Origin of the sequence: Massilia oculi, from assembly GCF_003143515.1 — a bacterium.
Taxonomy (GTDB): Bacteria; Pseudomonadota; Gammaproteobacteria; order Burkholderiales; family Burkholderiaceae_D; genus Telluria; species Telluria oculi.
Genome location: NZ_CP029343.1, coordinates 3,631,083 through 3,654,812, shown reverse-complemented (window position 1 = coordinate 3,654,812; position 23,730 = coordinate 3,631,083). Strand labels below are relative to the sequence as shown.

The 23,730-nt window shown below is 55.6% G+C and carries 18 protein-coding genes; 14 read left to right on the top strand and 4 right to left on the bottom strand.

Going from position 1 to position 23,730, the window contains the following annotated elements:
• The first annotated feature begins 140 nt into the window (after positions 1 to 140).
• From DIR46_RS16640 to DIR46_RS16630, 3 genes are all read left to right on the top strand, one after another.
• Positions 141 to 998, top strand: coding sequence for an HDOD domain-containing protein (locus DIR46_RS16640; RefSeq protein WP_109346221.1), 858 nt, complete (start codon positions 141 to 143; stop codon positions 996 to 998).
• A 69-nt stretch (positions 999 to 1,067) separates the two neighbouring features.
• Positions 1,068 to 2,243 (top strand): tetratricopeptide repeat protein, encoded by a 1,176-nt coding sequence (locus DIR46_RS16635; RefSeq protein WP_109346220.1) that lies wholly within the window; start codon positions 1,068 to 1,070, stop codon positions 2,241 to 2,243.
• Positions 2,244 to 2,409: 166 nt separating this feature from the next.
• Positions 2,410 to 4,563, top strand: coding sequence for a PAS domain-containing protein (locus DIR46_RS16630; RefSeq protein WP_109346219.1), 2,154 nt, complete (start codon positions 2,410 to 2,412; stop codon positions 4,561 to 4,563).
• Positions 4,564 to 4,581: 18 nt separating this feature from the next.
• Here the strand turns inward: DIR46_RS16630 and DIR46_RS16625 are convergent, their stop codons facing one another.
• Complete coding sequence (locus tag DIR46_RS16625; protein WP_229446645.1) at positions 4,582 to 4,998, bottom strand: DNA-deoxyinosine glycosylase; 417 nt, start codon at positions 4,996 to 4,998, stop codon at positions 4,582 to 4,584.
• A gap of 189 nt (positions 4,999 to 5,187) precedes the next feature.
• On the opposite strand from DIR46_RS16625, the gene DIR46_RS16620 reads away from it, so the two are divergent.
• The 4 genes from DIR46_RS16620 to DIR46_RS16605 all read left to right on the top strand — a co-directional run bounded on the left by DIR46_RS16620 (position 5,188) and on the right by DIR46_RS16605 (position 11,310).
• Positions 5,188 to 6,582: a tyrosine-type recombinase/integrase gene (locus DIR46_RS16620; protein ID WP_109346217.1), complete on the top strand. Its 1,395-nt coding sequence runs from the start codon at positions 5,188 to 5,190 to the stop codon at positions 6,580 to 6,582.
• Positions 6,575 to 8,548, top strand: coding sequence for a hypothetical protein (locus DIR46_RS16615; protein WP_109346216.1), 1,974 nt, complete (start codon positions 6,575 to 6,577; stop codon positions 8,546 to 8,548). Before DIR46_RS16620 ends, DIR46_RS16615 begins: the two co-directional genes overlap by 8 nt.
• A 235-nt stretch (positions 8,549 to 8,783) precedes the next feature.
• Positions 8,784 to 10,736 carry a hypothetical protein gene (locus DIR46_RS16610; protein WP_162819537.1) on the top strand — a complete coding sequence of 651 codons (1,953 nt, stop codon included), beginning with the start codon at positions 8,784 to 8,786 and terminating at the stop codon, positions 10,734 to 10,736.
• Between the two features lie 10 nt (positions 10,737 to 10,746).
• A complete protein-coding gene (locus DIR46_RS16605; RefSeq protein ID WP_109346214.1) occupies positions 10,747 to 11,310 on the top strand; it encodes a hypothetical protein in 564 nt (187 codons plus the stop codon).
• Between the two features lie 72 nt (positions 11,311 to 11,382).
• On the opposite strand, the gene DIR46_RS26655 is transcribed toward DIR46_RS16605, so the two are convergent.
• A complete protein-coding gene (locus DIR46_RS26655) occupies positions 11,383 to 11,820 on the bottom strand; it encodes a hypothetical protein (protein ID WP_162819536.1) in 438 nt (145 codons plus the stop codon).
• Positions 11,821 to 11,915: 95 nt separating this feature from the next.
• Between DIR46_RS26655 and DIR46_RS27955 the strand changes: the two genes are divergently transcribed.
• Positions 11,916 to 12,191, top strand: coding sequence for a helix-turn-helix domain-containing protein (locus tag DIR46_RS27955; protein WP_109346213.1), 276 nt, complete (start codon positions 11,916 to 11,918; stop codon positions 12,189 to 12,191).
• A 719-nt stretch (positions 12,192 to 12,910) separates the two neighbouring features.
• Here the strand turns inward: DIR46_RS27955 and DIR46_RS16595 are convergent.
• Complete coding sequence (locus DIR46_RS16595) at positions 12,911 to 14,176, bottom strand: HNH endonuclease (RefSeq protein WP_109348050.1); 1,266 nt, start codon at positions 14,174 to 14,176, stop codon at positions 12,911 to 12,913.
• Positions 14,177 to 14,603: 427 nt separating this feature from the next.
• Between DIR46_RS16595 and DIR46_RS16590 the strand changes: the two genes are divergently transcribed.
• The 6 genes from DIR46_RS16590 (at position 14,604) to DIR46_RS26640 (ending at position 22,299) form a co-directional block, all read left to right on the top strand.
• On the top strand, positions 14,604 to 15,200 hold the full coding sequence (locus DIR46_RS16590; RefSeq protein ID WP_162819535.1) for an SLATT domain-containing protein: 597 nt from the start codon (positions 14,604 to 14,606) through the stop codon (positions 15,198 to 15,200).
• Entirely contained in the window at positions 15,197 to 16,591 is a 1,395-nt protein-coding gene (locus DIR46_RS16585) for an RNA-directed DNA polymerase (RefSeq protein ID WP_109346211.1), read from the top strand. The genes DIR46_RS16590 and DIR46_RS16585 overlap by 4 nt, the downstream gene beginning before the upstream one ends.
• 130 nt (positions 16,592 to 16,721) lie before the next feature.
• Positions 16,722 to 17,126 (top strand): hypothetical protein, encoded by a 405-nt coding sequence (locus DIR46_RS16580; protein ID WP_162819534.1) that lies wholly within the window; start codon positions 16,722 to 16,724, stop codon positions 17,124 to 17,126.
• Positions 17,127 to 17,554: 428 nt separating this feature from the next.
• The gene (locus DIR46_RS26650; RefSeq protein WP_162819533.1) at positions 17,555 to 18,595 is read left to right on the top strand and encodes an LPO_1073/Vpar_1526 family protein; all 1,041 of its coding nucleotides are present in this window, start codon (positions 17,555 to 17,557) and stop codon (positions 18,593 to 18,595) included.
• Positions 18,596 to 18,814: 219 nt separating this feature from the next.
• The gene (locus DIR46_RS26645; protein ID WP_162819532.1) at positions 18,815 to 20,026 is read left to right on the top strand and encodes a hypothetical protein; all 1,212 of its coding nucleotides are present in this window, start codon (positions 18,815 to 18,817) and stop codon (positions 20,024 to 20,026) included.
• A 47-nt stretch (positions 20,027 to 20,073) separates the two neighbouring features.
• On the top strand, positions 20,074 to 22,299 hold the full coding sequence (locus DIR46_RS26640) for a hypothetical protein (RefSeq protein WP_162819531.1): 2,226 nt from the start codon (positions 20,074 to 20,076) through the stop codon (positions 22,297 to 22,299).
• 120 nt (positions 22,300 to 22,419) lie between these two features.
• Here the strand turns inward: DIR46_RS26640 and DIR46_RS26635 are convergent, their stop codons facing one another.
• Positions 22,420 to 23,409, bottom strand: coding sequence for a hypothetical protein (locus tag DIR46_RS26635; protein WP_162819530.1), 990 nt, complete (start codon positions 23,407 to 23,409; stop codon positions 22,420 to 22,422).
• Positions 23,410 to 23,730 lie beyond the last annotated feature (321 nt).

Genomic DNA, 23,730 nt, shown 5'->3' with positions numbered 1-23,730 from the left:
GCAGCCTGACCCGCCGTTTTGGTGAAATGGATACAAGAACAGCGTGATAATGGCATTGCCTTGCTGCAATAAAGAAATGACTCGGGTATAGTGGCGGGGTCCTCCGCATTTCCGCGAAGCCTATTCGCGCCTCTACTTCCATGAACACCGTCGTCGAGCCCATTCCGCAGATCGACCAGGTCGATGCCCTGATCAAATCGATCCGCATCCCGCCTCGGCCCAGCCTGCTCGCCGACCTGCAGCGCGAGTTGGCGGCGGAAGATCCGTCGCTGGACGCCATCGGCAAGATCGTGGCGAGCGACGTCGGCATGTCCGGCGCCCTTCTGAAACTTGCCAATTCGGCCATCTATGGCGGCCGGCGCAAGGCCAAGTCGATCGAGCAGGCCATCCTGTTCCTCGGCATTAACCAGGTGGCTGCGATGATGACCGGCCTGCTGGCGCGCCAGGCGATTCCCGCCAACAGCGCGGCCCTGGCCAGCTTCTGGGATATCTCCACCCGCCGCGCGCAGGCGATGGTGTTCCTGTCGCGCCGCCTGCGCATGGGCGAAGCGGACGTGGCCCACACCTTCGGCCTGTTCTGCGATACCGGCGTGCCGCTGCTGATGGAGCGTTTCAAGGATTACAACGTCACCTATGGCGCGGCCTCGCTCGAAGCGGTCCGCCCCTTCACCGCGCTCGAAGTCGAACGCCATGACACCAGCCACGCCGCCGTCGGCTGCCTGCTGGCGCGTAACTGGGGCCTGTCGGACCACGTGTCGTGGGCCATCCTGCACCACCACGACTACGCCGTGATCGACGACGTGTCGACGGCCTCGCCGGTCCGCTCGCTGGTCGCGCTGTCGCTGCTGGCCGAGAGCGCGATCTGCCGCTACCAGGGCCACGCCGAGTCGAACGAGTGGAGCAAGGGCGGCGCCGCGGCCTGCGCCTATCTCGGTTTATCGAGCGAGGAAACCGGCGAGATCCTGGACGAATTGCTGGAAGCCTTCCACGAGGATTGATCCTCTTTGACTTCTGCCTGAGGCGAGCGGATACTGGAATGTAAATACCCGCGCGTACAGGGAGGAGACATGAAGCGCCTCGTGACCGGACTGCTGTCGCTGTCCTTGCTGCTGGGCGGCTGCGCCAGCACCGTCCCCTCCTCCCCGCCAACCGCGCTGTTCGCCGATGAGCGCTTCGCGCCGCCGTCCGAAGCGGTCGGCGCGAAAGAGCTGTTCACGCTCAGCCCCGCGATGCGCGACTACCTGCACAGCGCCGCCTTCACCCAGCGCCTGCGCGCCAAGGGCATGCGCCATGGCCTGGTGGACGCGCTGTACAGCAAGACCGACCTGAAGCTGGAATACGAATCGCGCATCACGCGCACCGCCAGCGAAACGTATCAGGCGCGCAAGGGCAACTGCCTGTCGCTGGTCGTCATGACGGCCGCCTTCGCGAAGGAACTCGGGATGCCGGTGCGCTTCCGGAGCGTGGAGGTGGCGGACAGCTGGAGCCGCACCGACGGCATCTACCTGTCGAGCGCCCACATCAACATCAGCCTGGGACAGCATGCTTCCGACGTCCTGCGCGGCTACGACCCCGAACGGGTGCTGGTGGTCGATTTCATCCCGCGCGACGAAGCCGCGAGCCTGCGCACCCGCGAGCTGGAAGAAGAAGACGTCGTCGCCCTCTACCTGAACAACCGCGCCGCCGAAGCGCTGATACAGGGCCGCATCATTGATGCCTACTGGTGGGCGCGCGCGGCGGTGGCGGCGCGTCCGGGTACGGCGACCACGCTCAATACCCTGGCCGTGATCTACCACCGCCACGGCGAGCTGGCGCTGGCCGAGCGCGCCTTCCAGGCCGCGCTGGCGCGCGAGCCCGAGAACCTGTCGGTGCTGCGCAACCTGGAGCCGCTGCTGCTGACGCTGGGCCGGCCGCAGGAGGCGCAGGCGCTGGCCAAACGGATCGCCTCGATCGAGCCGACGCCGCCGTATCACTATTTCGACCAGGGCATGGTGGCGCTCAAGGCCGGCGACTTCGACGCGGCCGTGGCGCTCTTCGCACGCGAGGTGAAACGGGCGCCGTACAACGACGAGTTCAGGTTCTGGCTGGGGATTGCGCACCTCAAGCTCGGGCGCCTGGGCGATGCGCGCGAGCATATCGCGCTGGCGGTCGATCACAGCACGCGGGGGGAGATGCGCGAGGTGTACTCGGCCAAGCTGGCGCAGTTGCGCAAGGTGGCGACGACGGGAACCCGGCTTCGCTAGCCCTGCGTCCCATGCCGCGCGGCCGGCCTTCCCGGGCCGCGGGATGGCGCTCGCGTCTTCCGCTGGGCCAGGCACGATGCGCGTAGCCAACAACGCTTCCCGGATGTCCGCTGCAAACAGGGCGGCAGGTGTAGAGTAGGGGCTTGTTCTGGCCAGCCATTTTTCCATGCTTTACCAACACATTCCTGCCCTTCCCTGCTCCGTTGCCGCCATGCAAGAGGAGATCGAAGCGCTTCAACGAGAACGATCCCGTCTTCGCACGGCCAATGAACGACTGGAACTGGCCCTATCGGCGTCTGGCGTCGTCGGCCTGTGGGACTGGATGGTCGACACCGACCTGCTGCATGGAGACGCCAACTTCGCGAGGCTGTACGGGCTCGACAGGGAAAGGACAGCAGCAGGCTTGACCATGGAGCAATACCAGGAGTTCGTGGTCGTCGAGGACCTGCCCGGGCTGCGCGAAGACATTCGCGACACCTTCGTACGCGGCACCGACTTCCTGGTGGAATATCGTCTTGCCATCCCTGGCGAGGCGTTGCGCTGGGTCGAGTGCAAAGGCAAGCTCATCTACGACGAACATGGCAGGCCGGTCCGCTTTTCAGGAACCACGGTCGACATCACCAAGCGCAAGCAAGCGGACGACGACATGCGTTCGCACGCCGTCGCGGCGCGCGCCAACGCCGAACGCGTGCAGCTCGCCCTGGCGGCCGGAGCCATCGTCGGCACCTGGGTCTGGGATATCAAGACCAACCAGTTTTCCATCGATGAAGGCTTTGCCAGCGCGTTCGGACTGGATCCGGCGCTCGGCCACCGGGGAATCAGCCTGGAGCCGGTGATGGACGCCGTTCATCCGGACGACAGGGCCGCTCTCAGGGAGGCGGTCGCCAATGCGGTGCAGCATGGCGGCACCTATATGCATCAATACCGGGTGCGCCGCCACGACGGCATCCATTACTGGGTAGAGGCCAACGGCCGGGTCGAGCGCGACGGCGACGGCAACCCGGACCGGTTCCCGGGCGTGTTAATCGATATCACTGCGCGACGCGGCGTGGAAGCGGAACGCGACAGGGTCGCCGCCGAGCTGCGCGACCTGAATGCGAGCCTGGAGCAGCGTGTGAACGAGCGCACCGCGAAGCTCGTCGAAACGCAGGAAGCGTTGCGCCAATCACAGAAAATGGAAGCGGTCGGCCAGCTGACCGGCGGCCTGGCGCATGATTTCAACAATCTTTTGGCAGGCATCTCCGGGGCCTTACAGCTGATGCAATTGCGCGCCTTAAACGGCCAATTCAAGGATGTCGACCGCTACATCCTGACTGCGCAGAGCGGCGTCAAGCGTGCCGCCGCCCTCACCCATCGGCTGCTGGCCTTTTCCCGACGCCAGACGCTGGACCCGCGACCGGCCGACGTCAATCGGCTCGTCGCCGACATGCATGAGCTCGTCCAGCGCACGGTCGGTCCCGGCATCGCGGTCGAAGTGATCGCCGAGCCGGACCTGTGGAACGCGCTGGTCGATGCATCCCAGCTCGAAAACGCGCTCCTCAATCTCTGCATCAACGCACGCGACGCGATGCCCGATGGCGGCCACATCACCATCGAGACCGGCAACCGCTGGCTGGACGAGCGCGCTGCCCAGCTGCACGATATCCCTCCAGGCGCATATCTGGCCCTCCAGGTAAGCGACGCGGGCGTGGGCATGGCGCCGGACATTCTCGACAAGGCGTTCGAACCGTTCTTCACCACCAAGCCCGTCGGCGAAGGTACGGGGCTGGGCCTGTCCATGGTGTATGGATTCGCCAAGCAGTCTGGCGGACAGGTGCATATCAGCTCCGCGCCCGGTGCGGGCACGACCGTCTCCATTTATCTTCCCCGGCATGTCGGTGAAGTCTCGACCGAGCAAGAAAAAACCGCCGCGCTCCCGCCCGCGGCGGTGGCGACGCATCGCCATGTGCTGATCGTCGACGACGAGCCGATGATCCGCATGCTGGTCGCGGAGACGATCGTCGACCTGGGCTATACCGCCCTCGAAGCCGGCGACAGCGCAACCGGGTTGAAGATCCTGCAATCGGACGTGCCGATCGACCTGCTGGTGTCGGACGTGGGCCTACCAGGCGGCCTCAACGGCCGCCAGATGGCCGACGCCGGCCGGCAGACAAGGCCGGACCTGAAGGTGTTGTTCATCACCGGCTACGCCGAAAACGCCGCGGTCGGCAACGGCCACCTGATGGCCGGCATGCAGGTGGTGACCAAGCCATTCGACATGCAGGCGCTGGCGTCGCGCATCCGCGCCCTGGTCGAGTCGCAAGACCAGGCGCCAGCGTGAAAGGCGCACGGCCGCCGGCTAGGCGTGCCGCAGCAGCTGCTGCCAGTGCGGGAGCTTGCTTTCGAAGGACAGGGCGGCGTGGGCCGGCGATGACGACGGCAGGACCACCGTCCTGTAGCCCTGCGCAGCGAATTGCGGGGCGAATTTTCCGGCAGCCTGGCCATTGAAGCCGACGACCGCCAGTTCGGGGCATCGATGGCGCAGCCGTTCGAAGTCATTGGCGGCCGGCTTGCGGATCGCGGAATCGAGGCTTCCCTGCCGCTCGCACTCCCCGAGCACATCCCACAGGCCGATATGGTGCTTGCGCAGCAGGTCGATGCGGGTGGCGTAGGGGACCGCCAGCATGTCCTCATTGGTCAGCGCCGCCAGGAGGCGCCAGAACTGGTTGCGCGGATTTATGAGCGATGAAAAGTGTTCAGCTGCTCTTGCTCCAATGTCGCAATTTTTTCTCCTTCTACAGCCAGAAAAGCCTGTATTGTGCAGATAGTGCCATTACTTTAACAGTCTTCGAATGTTGATATCGAAGAGCTGAAACTTTGTTCACCAATCGCTCTAAACTCTTGTGCAGAGCACCTTCTCTTCCATCAACGTGTTCATCTACATTGATGGGGTCGCGGGGGCAAAATGATCACTCTCTGGAAGGCTAACGAACTACCGAAGGACGACCCGCTCTTCAAGTTTGCCTTGCCTGAAGGCTTTCCGTTTCTAGTGGTAGAGAGCGACGAAAGCATCGAGATCCAAGAGCATGTGCTGCTGTATCTCCATGAGAAGTTCGTCAGGGGTAAAGGCCGCCGCGGCTGGAAAAAAAATACGGCTGAGGCGTACGCTTATGACTTGCGTGATTGGTTCGCTTTTCTCGAGGTTTGCGAAGACGAAAGTGATGAAAACGGTAAGGTAGGCAAAGCCTGGGACGCCGCCACAGAAGACGACTACATCGACTACCGCGACGCGCTTCAGGACGCCGTGAGTCCTCATACCAGGCGATACCTGTCTCATTCCACGATTCGGCGTCGGCAAAGCACCGTTGAGAATTTCTATAAGGAGGCCCAAAAGCAGAACTGGTATGTCGGCGCGTTCTTGAAAACCTCGGAGTTCAAAAAAGGACGCATCAGGCCAGCCGACAGGGATGCCATGGTGCACTTGCGCGCTGGTCGCGACACCACGCACGAAGTTTCCCCTTATGCGGAAGAAATTGGCGAGACAGGAGTCGTCCATCCCCTTAACACGGCCGAATGGCGCGCAATTCAGCGCGAACTGGGACTTCTGCCAAGCGAGTCAGAAGAAAATCTTCGCTCGTCTCGCGACCGGCTTGCCTGCGAACTTGCCTTGACTACCGGCTTGCGGGTAGATGAGGCGGCCAGCCTGACAGTGCATCATATCCTCAAGCTCAACACGGATTATTTGCTCTTGAGCGAAGAGGACAGGGAGTATGGCTGCCTCAAGTTGTACATCACTAAAACAAAAAGACTCAAACCTCGCAACGTCCTGATACCGTGCTACCTCATTCCGGAGTTGGTCCGCTACATTGACGGAGAGCGGAAAGCAGCCGTTTCGGCTGGCAAGGCTTATTCAGCCAACCATGGCAAGAAGTACAAGGAGCCCAACTCTCTCTTCGTGAACCACGCCTATCCCGTGCAGTATGCGGGGAATGCTATACAGCCAACATCCCTGTCCCATGCCTTCCGTCAGGCATGCAAAGCCGCTGGCGTGATGAAAACTGTGCAGGAAATTCATGCCCTAGAGGACAACGATGGGGGCGAGACAAAAGTGAGCGTACTTCGTCGCGCCGCAGCGCACTGCTACCACGATTTGCGTCACACCTTCGCGGTGACGAAGTACTTCGATGAAGTGGGCAACGGGAACCTCGAGCCATGGCTGCTAATTAAAGAACTGCTGGGGCACTCCAGCGTGGAAACCACCCGAGATATTTACCTAAAGGTGGTGACGGTTGAGGAAAAAGCGCGGGCTGGCAAGATCTCCTATCGAGCCAAACAACGTATTGGAGGTAACAATGACTAACCCCCGCGGCTCCAATGCGTACAAGCGAAAAAACCGGACCAATGAGGGAGACGCCACCTCACTGGACAAAGCCCGTCGCTACCGCTTGGTGCGTAGCGCGGGCAACATAAAGCTGATGTGCCCCAAAGAAGGTGAGAAAAAAGAGGGCGCGGTTGATCTCTCGTACCTGTTGACCTTCCCTCACCTGACCGAGCCGTTTGCGCAAGCCACCCAGGAGATTTGCAAGAACAAGGCTTTCGCTTACGCGACTTGCGACAGAATGGGCCGCGAGCTAAAGACGGGGTTCTTCGCCTACCTGGAAGAAAAATCACTTAACAACATCAGGCTAGAGCAGCTGACAACGTTACATGTCGAGGGGTTTAAAAACTGGCTCGACCGAGGGAATAAGAAGGGCGTGGCCATCTACGCACTTGAAACCCGTGGACATAAGATGGGCTACTTTCGCAAAGTGGTTCAATACCTGAAAAAATCCGACAAGTGGATTCCGCAGCTTGCTGCGGACTTAGAGATCCGGCCGGGAATGTGGGCTGGTCAACAAGAGAACGTAAAGTCTACGCCCATTATTCATATTGAGGATTACCAGAAAATCTATAATGCTTGCAAGGAAGAAATTATTGAAATCACTGTCCGCGTCAGGGGACTGCGCGCGGCGTTACATAAAAATCTAGACCATCCAACAGCACTGGCACCGGAACCGGCTGAGAGAACGGTATATGGTAAAGGCATACCCGCCACCTTTCGTAATCCGTACAAGGATCTCGGCGTACTGCTGGCCACACTGTACCGTCGCTATCCCCGACAAATTCCTACCTACGAATGGCTCAAGGCGTTAAACGATCGGTCCTTAGCCGAGGCAGTAAACCAACGAGGGATTAGCAACATTAGCCCTTGCTTCTATCCCTCGGTCAGGGACTTAGTGCCGTTTGTCTTAATGATGGCCATCCACTTGGAATACAACAAGGCGACCTTAATGGGTAGCAAGATGAGCGATTACCGACTCGTTACCGGAAAATTGGGAAGGCCGGAATTTGAAGCATGTTCGTCCGTTATTGAAGATGAGGATACTGCGGACAGTGTCGAGGAAAAGAGGGACGAGAAACTGTTCAGGGGCGCGCCGAGAAAGAAACGTGCCCGTTATCGGCTGCAGGAGAAAATCCTACCTGTAGAGGATGCACCCGACAATCCTGCCTTCATCTGGCAATTCCTGATGGAGTGGACGGGTTGGTTCCGGCCGACGTCGGCCCCGCAGTGGCAAGACCGGTTGTTCCTGTACGTGACTGGCTATACCTCTGCAAATAAGAGGATGCAGGGCTTCGACGGCAAGACCGATCCGGGAGGCGACCCTAACTTTGACTTTGCTTACAAAGCGTTCTTCGGGGATCACGGTCTCACATACTATACCTTCAGGCAGTTCCGCCCAACGGGGTTAGATATCGTGGACGTCGAGTTTGGCGGCGACATACGGGCAAAGCAGGCTGCCGCGGGCCATGCAGAAGTGCAGACCACTTACCAGCGCTATACCACCGATGCGCAGATGCAACGAGGTGATGAGTCCCTCGCACAACTGTCCACGGTGCGAGAGCGCTTTCGACAGACCCAGGGTAAGTCGGACCCGCGCCGCAAGCCGGAAGGCGCGGATATCGGTGCCGCCACGCCAGGCTGGACCTGTAGCGACCCATATGACAGCCCATTGTACGAGAAGGATAAATTGTGTGGGGGTTATGGGCGCTGCCCCGCCTGCCCGCTCGGAAGCATAAACTCCGACAACTGTTACTCTGCCGCGCAAGCGTTCAATCTGCTCGATGCCATCGACAAGGCGGCTGAGACCATGGCTCCCGTTGCCTGGCTTGAACGATACGGGCCATCTAGGAGAGCCCTGACAAAATTCTGGCTTCCGCAGCTTCCCCAATACGTACTTGAGCAGGTCAGGCAAATGAAACTCCCCCCCTTGCCTCCATTGGAGTAAGCCTCATGGGTAAAGCACAGAAAAAATATTTCAGGGCGAGCATACAACCGAGGCAATAGTAAGCAAGATAGGCAACGGCACGCCGGCCTATCCTACCGAAGGCTGTCCCAATCCTTGGGTATCTTCAACCAGCCGATGGCAGGACCGCACGTGGTTCCTGGACAATCCTACGCCTGGAGCCGTACCTCATAGCTCAACAATTGATTGGGACATGCTCTGTGAGGATGGAACCAATTTGCTGGACGCCTATCATGCCGACTTGCTTGAACAATTCCGCCGATTCGCCTGGTCGCTGTTCGCCGCCCCCCGTACTGGCAATACGCTCAAACCGGGCAGCGCTAGTCCCTTAAGCGTTGGACTTCGTGAGTTGCTCCGGTGGATGGTGAAAAACCGCTATGCCCGGATGAGCGAACTCGATGGTGCGGCCTCGCAGTGCTACCTAGACGCCTTCCAGGCGCAATTGGACGGAGTCGCCCAGGAAGATTTGTTGGAAGAGCTGCTTGATGAGAACGCACTAGAAGCTATCGATATAACAGGTCGAAAGGACAATGAGGAAACCTCGCAGGACACGGATGAAGCTCTGCAAGTGACGGAGGGATGGGTGCGGACCCGGTTGGTGGTCTGGCGTTATATGTGGGACCAGCGCGCGGCCATGCGCGCCGCCGGGGTCGATCCGGTGCCCCAAGAGCCGTTTGGCGGGCGGAAAATCGGCCGCTTAGCTACGGAGATGGCGACGAAGGCCAGTCAGAAAATACCACCGCTTCCCGATGAAGTGGCGGTTGCTATCATGAACGCCGCGCATGGGTATATTGAAACGGCTGCCCCCGATGTTCTGCGCATGGTTGAAGACATGCGGACATTGCGGGACACGTATGACAGCTGTAACACTGCATCTAGGCACATGAAGAACTGGGAATTCTCCTTCCGGCCAGGAAGCGACCAGCCGTGGCATTCGCCGCTGGGCGAAGTAAGGCCTGTAGCAACCTTGCGACGGCTCGTGGACGACATGTCTCGAGCCTGCTCCATCATCCTGCAGTCCGAGACGGGCATGCGCGCCAACGAATTGTGCAGCCTACCATCAGGCATCAATCCCAAAACCGGCTTGCCTGCCTGTATTGAAATACGGCCGTCTAAGTCAGGCATGCTGGAGCTGTTTTACCTAAGAGGCACGCTTTCGAAAATGCGCCCCACGCCTGAATCAGCAACTTGGTTGTTGGCAGCGAGGCCACGCGGCTCGGACGTGCTGCCCAACTCGGTGCGCGCGGTCGATGTGATTCAAAAGCTGCTGCAACCCTTCCGCGACATGGCAGAAGAGAAAGTGCGGGAAGCCCTGTTCGTGGTGTTTGATATAGGCGGCGAAGGCTTTCCTAAAAATGGCCAAACAGTATCAGTCCTAACCAATGCAATATTGCGGAAATGGCAGAAACGATTCGTTGCCGCTCATGTCGAGTGGAGCACTGTCAAAGCGACTCCCGATACGCAAAATTACATCAACAGTAAGGGGGAGTGGCTGCGCACGCACCAATGGCGCAAAACCTACGCCCAATTCGTGTTCCAGGTGAACCCAAAGCTGTTGCCTGCCATAGCACGGCAGTTCAAGCACCTTAGCATTGCCATGACCGAAGGGGCCTACATCAATACGAATGATGCGCTGCTGAAAGACGTTGCAGAGCATAACCTATACCGAACTACAGATAAGCTGTTGGAGTTCGCACGTGGAACAGCTTCCAAGATGGAAGGACGCCTAGCTAGACTGCTCGAAAAATACCAGGGCGAGTTGGGCACCATCATCGAAGGCAAGAACGACATCGAAGCAAGGCACGCCATGCTTGCTTGGTGCTCGCAACGCAGCCTGAAACTGTTCTTCCATGGCTATGGCGGCTGTATCCCCGGTCTGGCGCCAACGGAAGCGGAGTGCCATAAGCGGGCGCAGACAGTGCACTGGGCTAACACGGCGCCCAACTACGCTACCCGCGAGCCCAGTGTTTGCACTGGGTGTTTTCTGTTCATGGTGGGGCCGGAATCGGTGGAGTTCTGGCGCGATCGCTACGTGTCAAACAACGCAGCCTACCTGCAGGCCAAAGCGCAGGGCAACGCGGACGACTTCAGGGTAGCCAAGGAACGTGCCGCACAGTCAGCGGCCTATCTCAAGTTTCTGGATGTGCCGTTACCGGACATCGTGCTGTAAGGAGAAAGTCATGCGGGGAAAGCGCAAGGATCTGCCCGCGAGCTATGAGGGCATGGAGAAACGGTTTCTGGACGCAATCGAGCGCCTGAGGGAAGGCAATCCGCTGTGCCCGGAATTACAGAAGAAAGCCAGGGCAGGCAAGCTGCGCGCCGATGTGAGTGCTGCCGCGCTGGAAGCCGGTGGCCAAGATGAAAAAGGGATCTGGCGAGGGCTATCGCGTACTCTGATCGGTCACGACAACTGCCGCTATCCCAGGGTTCGGGAAGAAATCCGGAAAGGAATAGAGGGAGAGCCAGGCGAATACGACCTGAAGAACGTCAACAGTAAGCTGCGTGAGAGAAACAGGCAGCTCGAAAAGGTTAATAAGCAGCTCCTGTCCACCTGCGCGGCGATGCGCGTGCGCATGAACAAGCTTGAAAGTGCGGTCAAGGAGAAAATTGAAAAACTGCAGCGTGAACAGCACCGCGGTAGCCGTCCCTTACACCAAGCACCGACGCTGGTCATAGATAACATTGGTTCCGAAGAACATGAGCCGGACAGTTGCCGTACACGGAACGGCAAAGAACGGCCATGAGCAGCCGCTCAAACAGAGAAGTTTCGAAGACTGGCGAATTCAGTGCACGTGCACCACAGCTCGTTTCGCGGCTCACAGCGCCTTAGGTCCAATACCTCGGGCCTTGTATATCAGCTTCATTTTTTGTTTTGCCTCTTCTGGCGTTAGCCCTACTGTTTCACCAGCATCGGTGATATAGACGGGATGCTCTACAGAATCCTCTTCGTAGGTGCGAATTTCCAGAACTTTGTTCCAGCGCCACGTATAAACCTTATCTCTTCGAAAAGGTTCCAGAAGAGAAATGTCAACGATTTTTGCGGCTCGATTATTTTTGAAACGGAGGCAAAAATCTAGCACATCGCGGCTGTCCCAGAGGATCGAAGTCTGGTGAATCCAGCTACGCCCCTCCTTCTGACCGTAGTTGACGAAAACATACAACATTCCCGAAGTGAGGGTTGCGGTACGCCAGGTCGCAAATCCAGGGCTAAGCGAGAACATCGCTGCCTCATCCGCCGCATACGTCGTGATCATACGCCCCTCCGCCCGGAACTCGGGAATGAACACTATAGATTGTAGCCCTAAAGTATTCGCTATGAGTACATCGTACCTTTTGTGCGGAGGTACTTGTGGTGTTGCTCAAACGTTTCGGAGTGGGGTTACAGAAAGCACGGAAGAGTCGTCAACTGACTCAAGAAGACTTCTCAGTCGTTTCAAGTAGAACCTATCTCAGCAGCTTGGAACGCGGGATCAAAGCGCCTACGATCACAAAGATTGATGAAATTGCGGCAGTAATCGGTGTACATCCTCTGTCGCTGATCGCGTACGCATACCTTCCTTCCAGCTCGGCAGAGCGCGAACAATTCTGGGCAGCAATTGCCGCAGAGGTAGACTCGTTCGACTAAGGTGCCGGCCCAACTGCTGGGGACAAAAATGGATGACGATTCGTCAAACCAGCTCTTGAGAGCGACAAGCTGGTTGCGACCATCGCAAACAGGTCTGCTTTCGCCCCCCATTGCAGACGTTCAATGAGTGCTGACGTGGGCTCCCGTTAAATAAACCACGAATACAGGAATGCGATATGCGTCTGGTTGCCTATGACAAAGTGCGACCTTTCGTACCTTATCTCGCCGGTCTTGGACTCAGTCGTCGTCATTATCGGCCGGGTCATCGGCCGGAATTTCTCTCCGCATCGCACCCTGGAGCCGGCCGCTAGAAACGACAGGTCGATTGGGAGAATTCAGCTACCATTTAGTTCTGCGCAGTCGAGTTGTGTTTGTGGAGCCTGATCCGGTCAACGTTGTTGAATGCTGAAGACCAACTATCCCGACTAGCAGGATCCCGATCAGGTTACTTCTTGAGCAGACACCGGCAAGATCGTTGAATGGCTTGTTTCCGCTGATATGAAACTTCCACACAAGGAGCTCCAGAACTGGGTGGCGGCGACACGCGCGAAAGAGCGGTGCATTGTCCTTGTGCAGGCAGCTGCCAACATAGGCCGGCCTCCCTTTACATGACGCACATCCCGCCTGGAAGTCGTGGCTTGCTCCATCTCTATGGTCCTATGTTCAATTCCTGCGTGGTTATACACGACCTGACCCACTGAATCTGGTTGGTGGATCGGTTACTCCGGTGCTCTTTTCAGCTGGGACCTGATGTATGGCCTCAGCTGGTCGAGGAACTCGTTCAACCATTGGTCTTTCAACTCAGCTGGGACATCCTCGGCGGTAGGATCCAAGCCGACAGCGCGCAATGCGTCGGTGGCTGCTTTCGACACCGCGTGCGCTCTGACCCGATCCCGACTGATGGCACTGACAATTCTTCCCGTGGTCTGGAACGCGTCAAGGAACATCTGCGGCGGTTCCTTGGGCATCCTGATGTCGTCTAGCCGCGGCGGGACGCGATCAAAGTCGACGGTGATGTCCGCCACACGAGCATCTACAGGATCGATTGCGTATGTCGCCTGGAATGCCTCACCCTCGTAGCCCTCCCCGATGAGAACCAGGATGCGAGCAAAGTTGAAGAACTCTACATAGCCAAGTATTCGCCGATGTTTGGGCTGGCCGACCACGGACACACAGTGGAACAGATGATCCTGAGGCCTATTAGTGATCAAGTCTGCATCGAAGAAGACCCAGAATGGTGGTAGCGCATCGGGACTCGGGTCTTCAAGGTACGTCAATGCGCGGGCACAGTCTTTCGGCTTGGCGCCTGTCTCGGACAACAGTGCCAAGCATGACTTCACCATCGAGCGTCCAGCTTCCGGCCCACCGTATCTGAACGAGAGCGCGAGCGGGCTATCAAGATAGCTGTCCTCCGTCGACATCTCACGGAGGCCCCCGAGCACGTCGAACCCTGGATGATCGCGTGCAACCCTGTTGATCAGGTTCCGAGCTGTTTTCGGATTGTTGGTCCGAATGGTGATCTCGAGCTTGTTTCCTAGGTCGTTGACTTTGACCTCTGGCTCGTCTGGAACCAGTACCGTATCGGACTGCAGTCTTAGCTTTTCTCCACTTGCCGTTTGGACCTTGAGATCAGGGTGTTTTCCCCCGCGCCCGCGCTTTACGGCCGCTGCGCTCGAGAACCATAGGAACTGCCGAGCGACCTCAGCTTCCCATCTGGCACCGCGCTCGCTATTGCACGTTCGGCAAATGAACTTAGAAACTTCCTTGTGGCCACCTATGGCCATCGGGATCACATGCTCACCAGTGACGTTTTCGCCGATGAGTGGACGAGGGCACAACCAGCATTCGTCGGCCGAATCACCTGTTGGGCAAGTATTTTCCGTGCCCCCCGGGCGAGTAGCAACTTCGTTCGCCGAGTGCCCACGCTCTGCCACTTGCTTGACCGCTGCGATCTTGAATTCCTCTGTGTCCCGCTTTCCGCTCATACCTCCTCCTTATGCCAACATTATGGCTCAAGAGTGTCTACGATAGTCGTGGCGATTCAAAGGTCAAAAAAGCGCCTAGCAAAACCTCTCGACGTAGCTCCAGGAGATGACTAAGCAGGCAAGCGAAAGAGAGGCCTGGTAAATTGCACCATACCGCTCATGACGGATGCGAAGTCTGTGAAACGGTGTAAGCAGCCAAGAACTGCCGCGCAACTCTTACGATACTAATTAAGGACTCGCTAGCCGGTTGCGGCAGAGATTAAAGTCCAGTAAGGTAGAGTCCGGGAGCACGCTGGGAAACCAGGGCCCTTCGGGGCGACCCTATTCAATCGCGGCTTGCCGTCGGCCTTATGGCAGTCCCTGGCAACAGGGAGATTAATCCTTGCATAATTAACCGTGCTCCCACTTCTTTCCGAGTGGACCTATTTTGACGATCCCTGAACATCTGTTCCACAAAGTTTGGTTCACGCGCAAGGCTTGGATCAATGCCGAAGAGCGATTTCTCCAAAACGAACACCACACGCAGCTTTTGATGGTGGTCTACGCGGCCTATACCACGTGCGTGTCGGTCGTCATGCTGAAATTTCCTCCTGCTCTGAAGGCGGACGAGGATCTGGCTAACACCGCAATGGCCGTCTTGTCGATCATTCTTTTGGCACTCTCGCTTTACCTCAACAGCAAGGCATTCAAGGACCGTGCCGCCCGCTTCAAGCAGGGGTATCACGAGCTGCAAGACGTCGAGAATTGCTTGGCTACCTTGAAAAGCCATCCCACAACCAATGTCGCTGGCTCAGCCTGCACGGCGTTGGCCGATCGGTATGCAAAAGCGCTTCGTGAGGTTGAAAACCACAATACGTTAGATGATATCCGGGCCCGCATCCTCGCAGGCTCTGGTTTAAGCTCGCGCCATCCGCTCCGCAGTGAAGTAGTGCGGTACTACTGGTGGCGCCTCTGGCGCTTTTGTGCGTTGACCCTACTATATATTGCGCCGGCGGGCGCGGCCCTCTGGTTTTATCTGAAATGAGTGCGGCGAAGCATTTTGCGCAGCAGTTCACAATCGAGAACTTGCGCGGTGTGTATGAAGACTATATTTCCCTAACGAGTGCGATCGGTGTCGACCGGCTCAGCCGGAACCTTTTCGAACTCACCGTCATGCGGGAAATCGATCTCATCAGTAAGAAAGCTGCGGACGGCTCCTACAAGTTCTCGCAGTACAAGGAAAAACTGATCTCAAAGGGCGCCAACAAATACCCGCGGGTGATTTCCATTCCGACCTATCGCGATAGGATCACGCTGCGCGCACTATGTAACGTCCTCAAAAACACGTTCAAAGAAAACCTGGACGTTAAGCTGCCGCAGCATACGGTCTCCGAACTTCGCAAAGCTTTAGCTGGTGGCATGTACACCCACTTGATCAAGCTCGACGTCACCAACTTTTATCCGAGCATCGATCATGATGTCTTGACAACGGCACTCAAGCGTAAGATTCGCAAGGCAGAGATTCACCATCTGATTCGCGTGGCCATCGAGAACCCGACAGTTGCCTACCCCGACCGTTCCAAGGCCAAAGAAACGAAGGGCGTGCCCCAAGGCTTGTCAATCTCGAATATCCTCGCCGAGGCCTATCTATCCAAGTTCGACGTGTGGGCTTCAAAACTTAATCACGTCAAGTACTTCCGCTATGTTGACGACGTCCTTATCTTGACAAATGGCGACCCCGAGGAGCTGTTCAATGTTGTCAGCGCATGCCTGCTGAACGACTATCGTCTTAGCGTGCATCCCTTGCACACGATGGGGAAGTCGATGGCCGGCAAGATCACGGATCACTTCAACTTTCTCGGGTACGATTTCAAGAATATGCTGGCGTCGGTCAAACTCGACTCGATTCGTCGCCTGGAGTCTTCCCTCGCAAAGATCTTCACTACCTACAAGTACAGGCGTGCATCAGCAATTGCCAACCCGGATCCTGCCGCGCGCAAGTTGTTGCAAGAGCGTGCTCGCAAAATTTTTACGTGGCGTCTGAACCTGCGCATCACCGGTTGCCTGTTCGATGAAGTTCGCCGCGGATGGGTTTTCTACTTCTCCCAAATTGACGACAAATCAGTGTCGCAGCTGCATAACTTGGACAAGACGATCCACGTCCTGTGCAAGCGCTTCGCCTTCGAGCCAAGCAAGGGCGAACTGAAATCGTTCGTTCGGAGCTTTCACGAAGCCAAGCGTAGCAACCTCACGCATCGGTACATCCCTAACTTCGACACCTCGTCCATCGACGAACAGCGGGCATTGCTCGCCCTGTACGGAATGGAAAATGTCGGGAGTCTGACCGAAGTGCAGGTCAACCGCGCCTTTAAAAGGCGCATCAGGCGCGAGACTTCTGAACTTGAGCAAGACATCCAGGGCGGCTCGCGTGGTTGAGTATCGCCACCGATGATGATTCTGGTCCTCTGAAAAGGAAGCGCAGTACGCATAGCCGGACGCGCAAACCTAACTTTACCAAGTCGTGCGTGGCATGAATGTAGACAATGAACGTGTAAGGACAATCGCCGTGGCTGTACGCGTAGCTTTCGAAAAGTGCGATCTGAAAGAGCTGCCGTGGCCAAGTTTTCCTCGAGGCGCCTGTGGCGACGTGTCGCTCGTGCTGGGCCAGGTTCTCGACGACGAAGGCATCGACGGGTTCATGTATGTTTGCGGGCACAAATACAGCGAGAGCGGCGCCGTCTCATCACATGCCTGGCTGCAAAATGGCGATTGGGTCGTCGACATCACTGCTGACCAGTTTGAAGACGTGGATGACGCCGTAATCGTCTCCAACTGCAGTACATGGCATGACGAATGGAAGCGCGACCACCCTACTGCCGGCACTTTGCGCCAGTATGGTTGCCAAGTACCTCAACTGTGGCGAGTGCTGTCGAAATTGGAACTGGAGTTTGACTCTTCTAGGAACCCGTAAAGCCCACATTTAGCATCACACATATGCGCCTTCTTCGTCATGAACTTGAATGTGTCCTTGCCAGGCACTTCTTACTCAGTTATCGAATTGCGTTTGCCGAATGCGTATCTGGAAACCCGTGGGGATTAAAAAAAATAGATTGGTTGACATATAAAACTTGCCGTGGGATACAGATAACTTAATCTTGATGATGGATCCAATATGTTCAAACTCGTCGCTATTCTCGCATTTGTCGTAACTGGTACATGGGTCTTCTTCCTACCTGGCTGGGATAGCATCTGCGCCGCACTAGCTGCTTTAGCTACCGTTGTGGGCGCACTCATGCAAAAAAGCGAACCAACGCAATCGCAAACAGTTGGCCCTGGCGGTGTCGGTATTCAGGCAGGAAGAGACGTCTCGACCCATGACATCTCAAGTAGAGGCTAGTCATGTTTGGTGATACGAAACAGGAGGTAGGAGACGGCTCACTGGCAATTCAAGCCCATCGAGATGTGACCGTCAATGCTGGTCTCAGCTACGAAAATGTCCGCACGGTAGCACTGGACACATTCCGATCTGAGTTCGTCAAAATGCTGGACATGGCAGGTGCTATCGCCGAAGCACGAGCGACCAATTTGCTCAACGAATACATTGCTCGCATCGAGCATGAGAACCGGGCAGCATTGGAGAACGCTCATGATCCCGATTTCCGATATAGCCTGTACACCGCGCAGAAAATTGCTGCCCGAAGTGGCGACGCAGGCCTTCAATCCTTACTCGTTGAGTTGCTTGTACAACGTTCCCATCAGGTGCCAAGAAGCTTCGTTCAGCTCGTGTTGAGCGAGTCGATCGATGCTATCCACAAGATTTCAGCAGGGCAGATCAATGCACTAACGCTGATCTTCGCCATCAAGCACATGAAGTTTTCGACGGTATCATCCTTCTCAACCCTATTGGATACACTAGACAAGTACGTAGAACCAGTCCTACAGGATATCGCCTCATCTGACGCCTCGATGAGCCACCTGGAATATGCTGGATGTGGAACCATCAGCAGTACTGGAAAATACGACATGAACAAGGCTTTACTCAGGTTCTATCCAGGCGCCTTTCAGACTGGCGTGTCCGAGGCTGATGTATGCGTAAAGGTCCTAAGCCCAGCTGCGCGCACTCTTCTCGTCCAGTGCGAACATGATGCGGGGCATGTCCAGGTCCTTGGGGGAAGCCTCGAGAATGTACGTGCCCTTTGCGATCAGCTAAGTTTGACGCTGAACGACCGGAAGATGCTCGAAGCAATCCTTCATTCGAAAAGCCAAATAAAGGTACTTGATTCATGCGCAAACCGCCGGACATATTTCGATTACTTATGGCAGGTATGGGAGAACACTCGACTTTCCAACTTTTCTCTGACAAGTGTAGGTTTCGCGATCGCTCATGCGAACTTATCGAAGTTTGGCCCCATCAGACCATTGACAGACTGGATTCATTGACATCCTAATCCCTTGGCCATATGTCGTCGTTATCTTTAATCCAATTTAAACTTTGTCTTGTTCGTGCTCAGCTCTCGCGACGGATTCGCCAAAGAACTACGCATCGCCCAAGTGTGATTAATAACCGGCTGGTTTTCTGCCATACTTCATCAACATCCTTCACAAATGCTAATTAAAGGCCGCTACAATATGCATCCGTTCCCGACATCTTTGGAGGACATGGAGGCGCTACTTGATACTCGTATTGAGCCAGCGGACCGCGTTTTAGCGTTTGACTCGCATCGTATTCGCGCCGACGATCATAAACTCCTTGTGGAAGCCTCGACCGTGCAGTGGTTGTGTACATGGACGCGTGTCTTGGGCGGTCGCACAAGTATTGAGCCAGGCATAGCAGAAGCCCCGCTTGACGCCCTCAAGCGCATTTCCGATACTCTGCCGGGGGCTCTGCTCGGCCTGCTCGACGAAAAGGCGGTGCCCGAAATTCCCAAGGTCGCGTTTGCTCGCTACAAAGACGCTTATTTCAAGCGTCAGCGTTCGTGGCCCGACCTCAATGCGCAAGATCGAGCTTCTTTGTTGTGTCTCGACAACATTCCTGCAGCGATCGGATTGCCGCCCCAGTTATATCCGCAGGCACCAAACCGACTTGTTGCCAGCCGCGACCAGTTCGAGCACATCGTAAATCAGATGATTAAGGCGGTCACGCCAGAGGCTAACATTCGGGGCGCGATCACAAATCATCGCGAACGGCTGACAACGATTTTGCATGAGCTCTTCAAGAATACGCACGACCACGCACGTACGACCGTGGACAGGCAGCCACTATTATTGTCGATACGTGGGATGTACGCTCGTTACTACACAGCTGAACAGCTTGCATATACTGCGCCCGCGCCTGTGAAAGACGACGAGGGTAATGACATTCCGTCGACGCTGAACCAAGCCGAAAACTACGCTTCGTACTTTACAAGACCGCGGGCGCTAGCCCCAAACACTCGACTAGTTCCACTGCCAGATCGCCACTTCCTTGGCCTTCTCGAGATTTCCGTCTTCGACACTGGCCCGGGGTTTGCCTATACCTACCTTAAAGATGGATATGCCGGGTCCTCCGCGCAGCAACAATTCGAGGCCGTGCTCGGCTGTTTCAGCACAGGAAGATCATCGACTGGGGACGAAAACCGAGGGTATGGTTTATGGAAGGTATTGCGCGACCTGAAAGAGCTTAAGGGATTCATCCGCGTACGCACTAACCGCGTGCATGTGTATCGGGATTTTGCATGGTACGGAAATATGTTCCTACAAACCGATGTCGCATCGCCGGCTGAGCGGATGATGGATTGGCGTAGAGGAATTACACAAAAGATGACGGAAGGGTATCCAGACATTCAAGGCGCACATGTGTCGATTCTAATTCCGCTGGGTGACAATTTATGAGCGTGTTCAATATCTCGACGTACCTTCGAGCAGGATCCGATGGCCGCTTGATCAACGTGCTCTCCGTTTTTCTTCATCCGGTTTCTTTCAGCGAGGAACTCTTAGATGAGGCAATCGTTCCTTGGCTGGCCAGTGGCGGCCCTTACGACCGCATTCATATCAGCGGCCAGCCAGTTGCCGTAGCAATGGTGCGCGCAATCCTATCCAGAGATTCCGCGATACGGATACGCCTCCAGACGATGCTCAAGGATATCGATCACATTACGCTGATTACGTGGTCAACGGATCATTCGAAGGTTTCGGTCGAGTCGTTGACGGGAATGTGCCCGGCAGACGCGAACATTGACGTCTTGGAGCAGCGCTTTTCCTTATTTGATCTGTTTTTAAGAAACGGGGGCCTTGTCACTGCTGGTCGTGGTACGCATTTCACGAAGCCGTCCGGTACGCATTCAACTCAATTTTTACGTGCAGCTAATGTTCTCGAAAAGAGCGGAGCAAATCACCAACTCCTTTTCTGGCTGTATCCACTGCTCAAAGGCCGCACTATCAATCGGCTCGTCATCGACACGTCCGGTATCGCACCAGTGGCTTACGCACTCGCGTATGAGCGACTCCGTTGGCAAGAGGCCGATGCACTTCCGATGATAGAATCGCACGCTTCGTATGGCGGCCTAGACGCACTTACCGTGTCCGATCCTGAGCATACTGTTTTTTTGGTTTCAGCCTCCACGTCAGGTAGTTTGGCCTCAAAGCTTATCGAAAAAGGCGCAAAAGCGGAAAATATCTTCACCTTGTATTTCCTGGGTTCTACCACGCCTGGCATTGTGGTCTGTAACTTGGGTGCGGACGCGGCGCACAGTTTCGAAGGAATACCGCGAATTGAAAATTACCCGGGAGCTAAGTGTCCCGAATGTAGCAGTCACTCCTACGCGATTCCTATTGTGGGAGACCAGTTTCGTACCGAACCGGCAAAAGTGGAAGAAATTGAAGTGGCTCTCAATGACTTCGACGAGACATCTAGGTCCGTGTTAGATCGACTGGTCAGTACAGGATTGTTCAGAGCATTCAGGTCTGTTGGCACGCGGCAGTTTGAACTTTATCTCGATGTGCAAAATATGTTGGAAGGCACGGCTGATGAAGAGAGTGCCCGCGAACGCGTTGCGGATATTCGCAGTAGACTTTCTCGGCTGATCCGTCGCGGCTCGACCGTGAACTTACGTCGCGTTGTACCAACAAGTTATCCTGGTGCCAGAACCTTCGCAGATCAAACCTATGCGGCGCTCCCATCCAATCTTCAGGAACAGGCGATCGTTACGCCATCAATGGCTCTTTCAGCCGTTCCCGAGGAGAGGGAAGCAGGCACCTTGGTGCTCTCGGGCTGTATGGACGACACCTACGAGTTGATGGGTATTAGTCGCGACCTGCGTACTGTTCACCCAGGCGGCAGCATTACTTACGTCAGCCCCATTTTCAGGGCTACGTCGGGGACAGAGCGTCGCCGCATCGAATCAAATCTTACTTTCGGGGATCAGGGACCTAAAACGTTTAACCTGCTGTCGGTTGTTTCTCTCGATCTACCACACTGTGTACCTAATCACAGCTGGCAGCTCGAATACGAACGGTTGCTAGAGTTGGAATATTGGTGCGCCTGTGCAGACCATGACGTGCCTGTCGCTATCACTGAGCGCATTGAGCTACTGCGCACTGCACCCGGAGTGGGTCTGGAAAACAACCTCTTCTGGCCTTCGCCGCAAGGGGTAACGTTAAAGCTCGCAGCTGACTTCACGATGATCCCGACTTACGATGGTAGACGCGTTATTAGCCAAGCGGACACGTTCGCAATCATAACGTCGCTGTTTCATAAGTATCGGCAGGGCGTGCCGAAGAAGGCGAGGCTGGTCTGCAGAACATACGAGCGAACGGTGATTTCGCCAGAGAGCTTTCAGAGGTTTAGCGACGGCGTTATTCAGGCATCCTTTCTCCGTGCTGCACGAGAGGGCGAAATCGCATACAGCAATTGTGACGAAATCGTTAGTGAACGCATGTTTGCCTTCCTGTCCGGCGAAGTTGCCGGCGCGTGCGAAAGCGGAGGTCATGCATTAATGGAATATTTGATTGCGCTGTTGGTTGGACGCTTGACGCTGCATCAGAAGCACGCCCGTGAACTTCTTGCCAACGTCGTCGACAAGGCTATCGCAGATCACTTTACTATCATTGCAATGTTCTTGATGAGTGAAATGGAACAAAACCGCCAGACTAGGTCCTCTACTTAACATCGTAGCGCCGCGCTTGGATTGACTTCAAATCTCCGTCCTCTCGATGCGTTGCCATAAGTCACGTACATTGGACGCTTGGGGCCTCGTCAGGCGCATCCGCGGCCTACGGGATTTTAGTTAATATGGTCTATGGGACCATGTGCATTCTTTACAAGACAACACGTTATCAATATAAATTCTTTCAAGCGCGGCGTGACTTGCATCTAATGCGCCCCCGCATTGTGGGCATGTGATCTCCAATAATGCCTCCGCTATTGATTCTAAAATTGGTCGGGCCTCAATTGGCGTAGGTCGGTGTTGGAACCAAAGTGCAAGACCAATAAGCGCGCGAACCGGATCCAAATCTCGCTGCTCAGTAAATCGAGAAAAATTTCCTATAATCGACTTCACAATCTGAACTGTGTGGAAAAGCATGATTGGCAGAAAAGAATATAACCCCTCCCACTGTGACTGCCATGCATCCTCATCAGAGAAAACGAAATTTAAGTTTGCTCGCTCGGTCTCAAGAAATCGAAATGACGTTACTAGATGATTTGCCTTTTGAAATAATGCCTCGAACCCTATCGAGAAGTTCTTATTGTATCTGACGTCGTAAATCAGCTCAGCCGGAAGCCATTCACCTGCATGAGAATTCTCCGCTGCCTCTTTAATTATTTGCTTTTTCTCAGAATCAGAAAATCGCTTGTTGATCGACTTATGCTCATAATCACCATCAAACGCAGCCAACATTTCACTAGGCCTCGCCAATAACCATTCCAGAAAAAACAGATTTTCCTTGAGTGGCTTTCGAAGTAGTGCAAAAGCGACGGTCAGCTTTCCTTTTGCAGAGCAAGATAGTGCCTCGTAGACAAAGTTCAGCATGTCCGAAACTAGCGCGGCGCAAATTTGTTTGTAGTAGAGGGAAAAAACCACGTCCTTCTTGTTGTTTCTCTCCAACCATTGAAATAGTTCCTCCCCTGATAAGTTCAAAGGAGGGTGAGCTTCCCCTTCCACAACCTTCCATTCATGCGAAAAAATATCCGCCGCTTCGCCCCCCTTTAAGAGGCTTACCAACTGATCGTGCAAAAAGAAGCAGTATTGGTGACTAAATTGGAACTGGTCAGGCAAGTGATTCTTCATTTTTATTCGGTACGATTGGATGGCCTAACGTAAATGATGGGACTTATAATATTACTGTTTCACTACTAAAGCGAAAATGGAGTTAATCTTCCGATAACTAGTGCACCTAAGCTCCCAGATATCTCGGTCTGCAGCAGCAGGGCATGTACACATATAGGCCTGGGTAATGGTTCAATTTATCAAGAAAGCCGAGATTGACGTTTCAGGAACCAGCATGCGTTGCCGCCTCTACCCTTAGGTGACGTTCACTTATTGTATTGCGATCTCGTCGTTAGTAAAGCTACGAACTACGCGCGAGGCGAACAGAGG

Excerpts from the sequence above, each read along its gene's own strand:
- DIR46_RS26650 (WP_162819533.1), top strand. The coding sequence starts at position 17,555 with ATGTTTGGTGATACGAAACAGGAGGTAGGAGACGGCTCACTGGCAATT.
- DIR46_RS16630 (WP_109346219.1), top strand. The coding sequence starts at position 2,410 with ATGCTTTACCAACACATTCCTGCCCTTCCCTGCTCCGTTGCCGCCATG.
- DIR46_RS16635 (WP_109346220.1), top strand. The coding sequence starts at position 1,068 with ATGAAGCGCCTCGTGACCGGACTGCTGTCGCTGTCCTTGCTGCTGGGC.
- DIR46_RS16640 (WP_109346221.1), top strand. The coding sequence starts at position 141 with ATGAACACCGTCGTCGAGCCCATTCCGCAGATCGACCAGGTCGATGCC.
- DIR46_RS16595 (WP_109348050.1), bottom strand. The coding sequence starts at position 14,176 with ATGAGCGGAAAGCGGGACACAGAGGAATTCAAGATCGCAGCGGTCAAG.
- DIR46_RS16615 (WP_109346216.1), top strand. The coding sequence starts at position 6,575 with ATGACTAACCCCCGCGGCTCCAATGCGTACAAGCGAAAAAACCGGACC.
- DIR46_RS16585 (WP_109346211.1), top strand. The coding sequence starts at position 15,197 with ATGAGTGCGGCGAAGCATTTTGCGCAGCAGTTCACAATCGAGAACTTG.
- DIR46_RS16605 (WP_109346214.1), top strand. The coding sequence starts at position 10,747 with ATGCGGGGAAAGCGCAAGGATCTGCCCGCGAGCTATGAGGGCATGGAG.
- DIR46_RS16620 (WP_109346217.1), top strand. The coding sequence starts at position 5,188 with ATGATCACTCTCTGGAAGGCTAACGAACTACCGAAGGACGACCCGCTC.
- DIR46_RS26655 (WP_162819536.1), bottom strand. The coding sequence starts at position 11,820 with ATGATCACGACGTATGCGGCGGATGAGGCAGCGATGTTCTCGCTTAGC.
- DIR46_RS26645 (WP_162819532.1), top strand. The coding sequence starts at position 18,815 with ATGGAGGCGCTACTTGATACTCGTATTGAGCCAGCGGACCGCGTTTTA.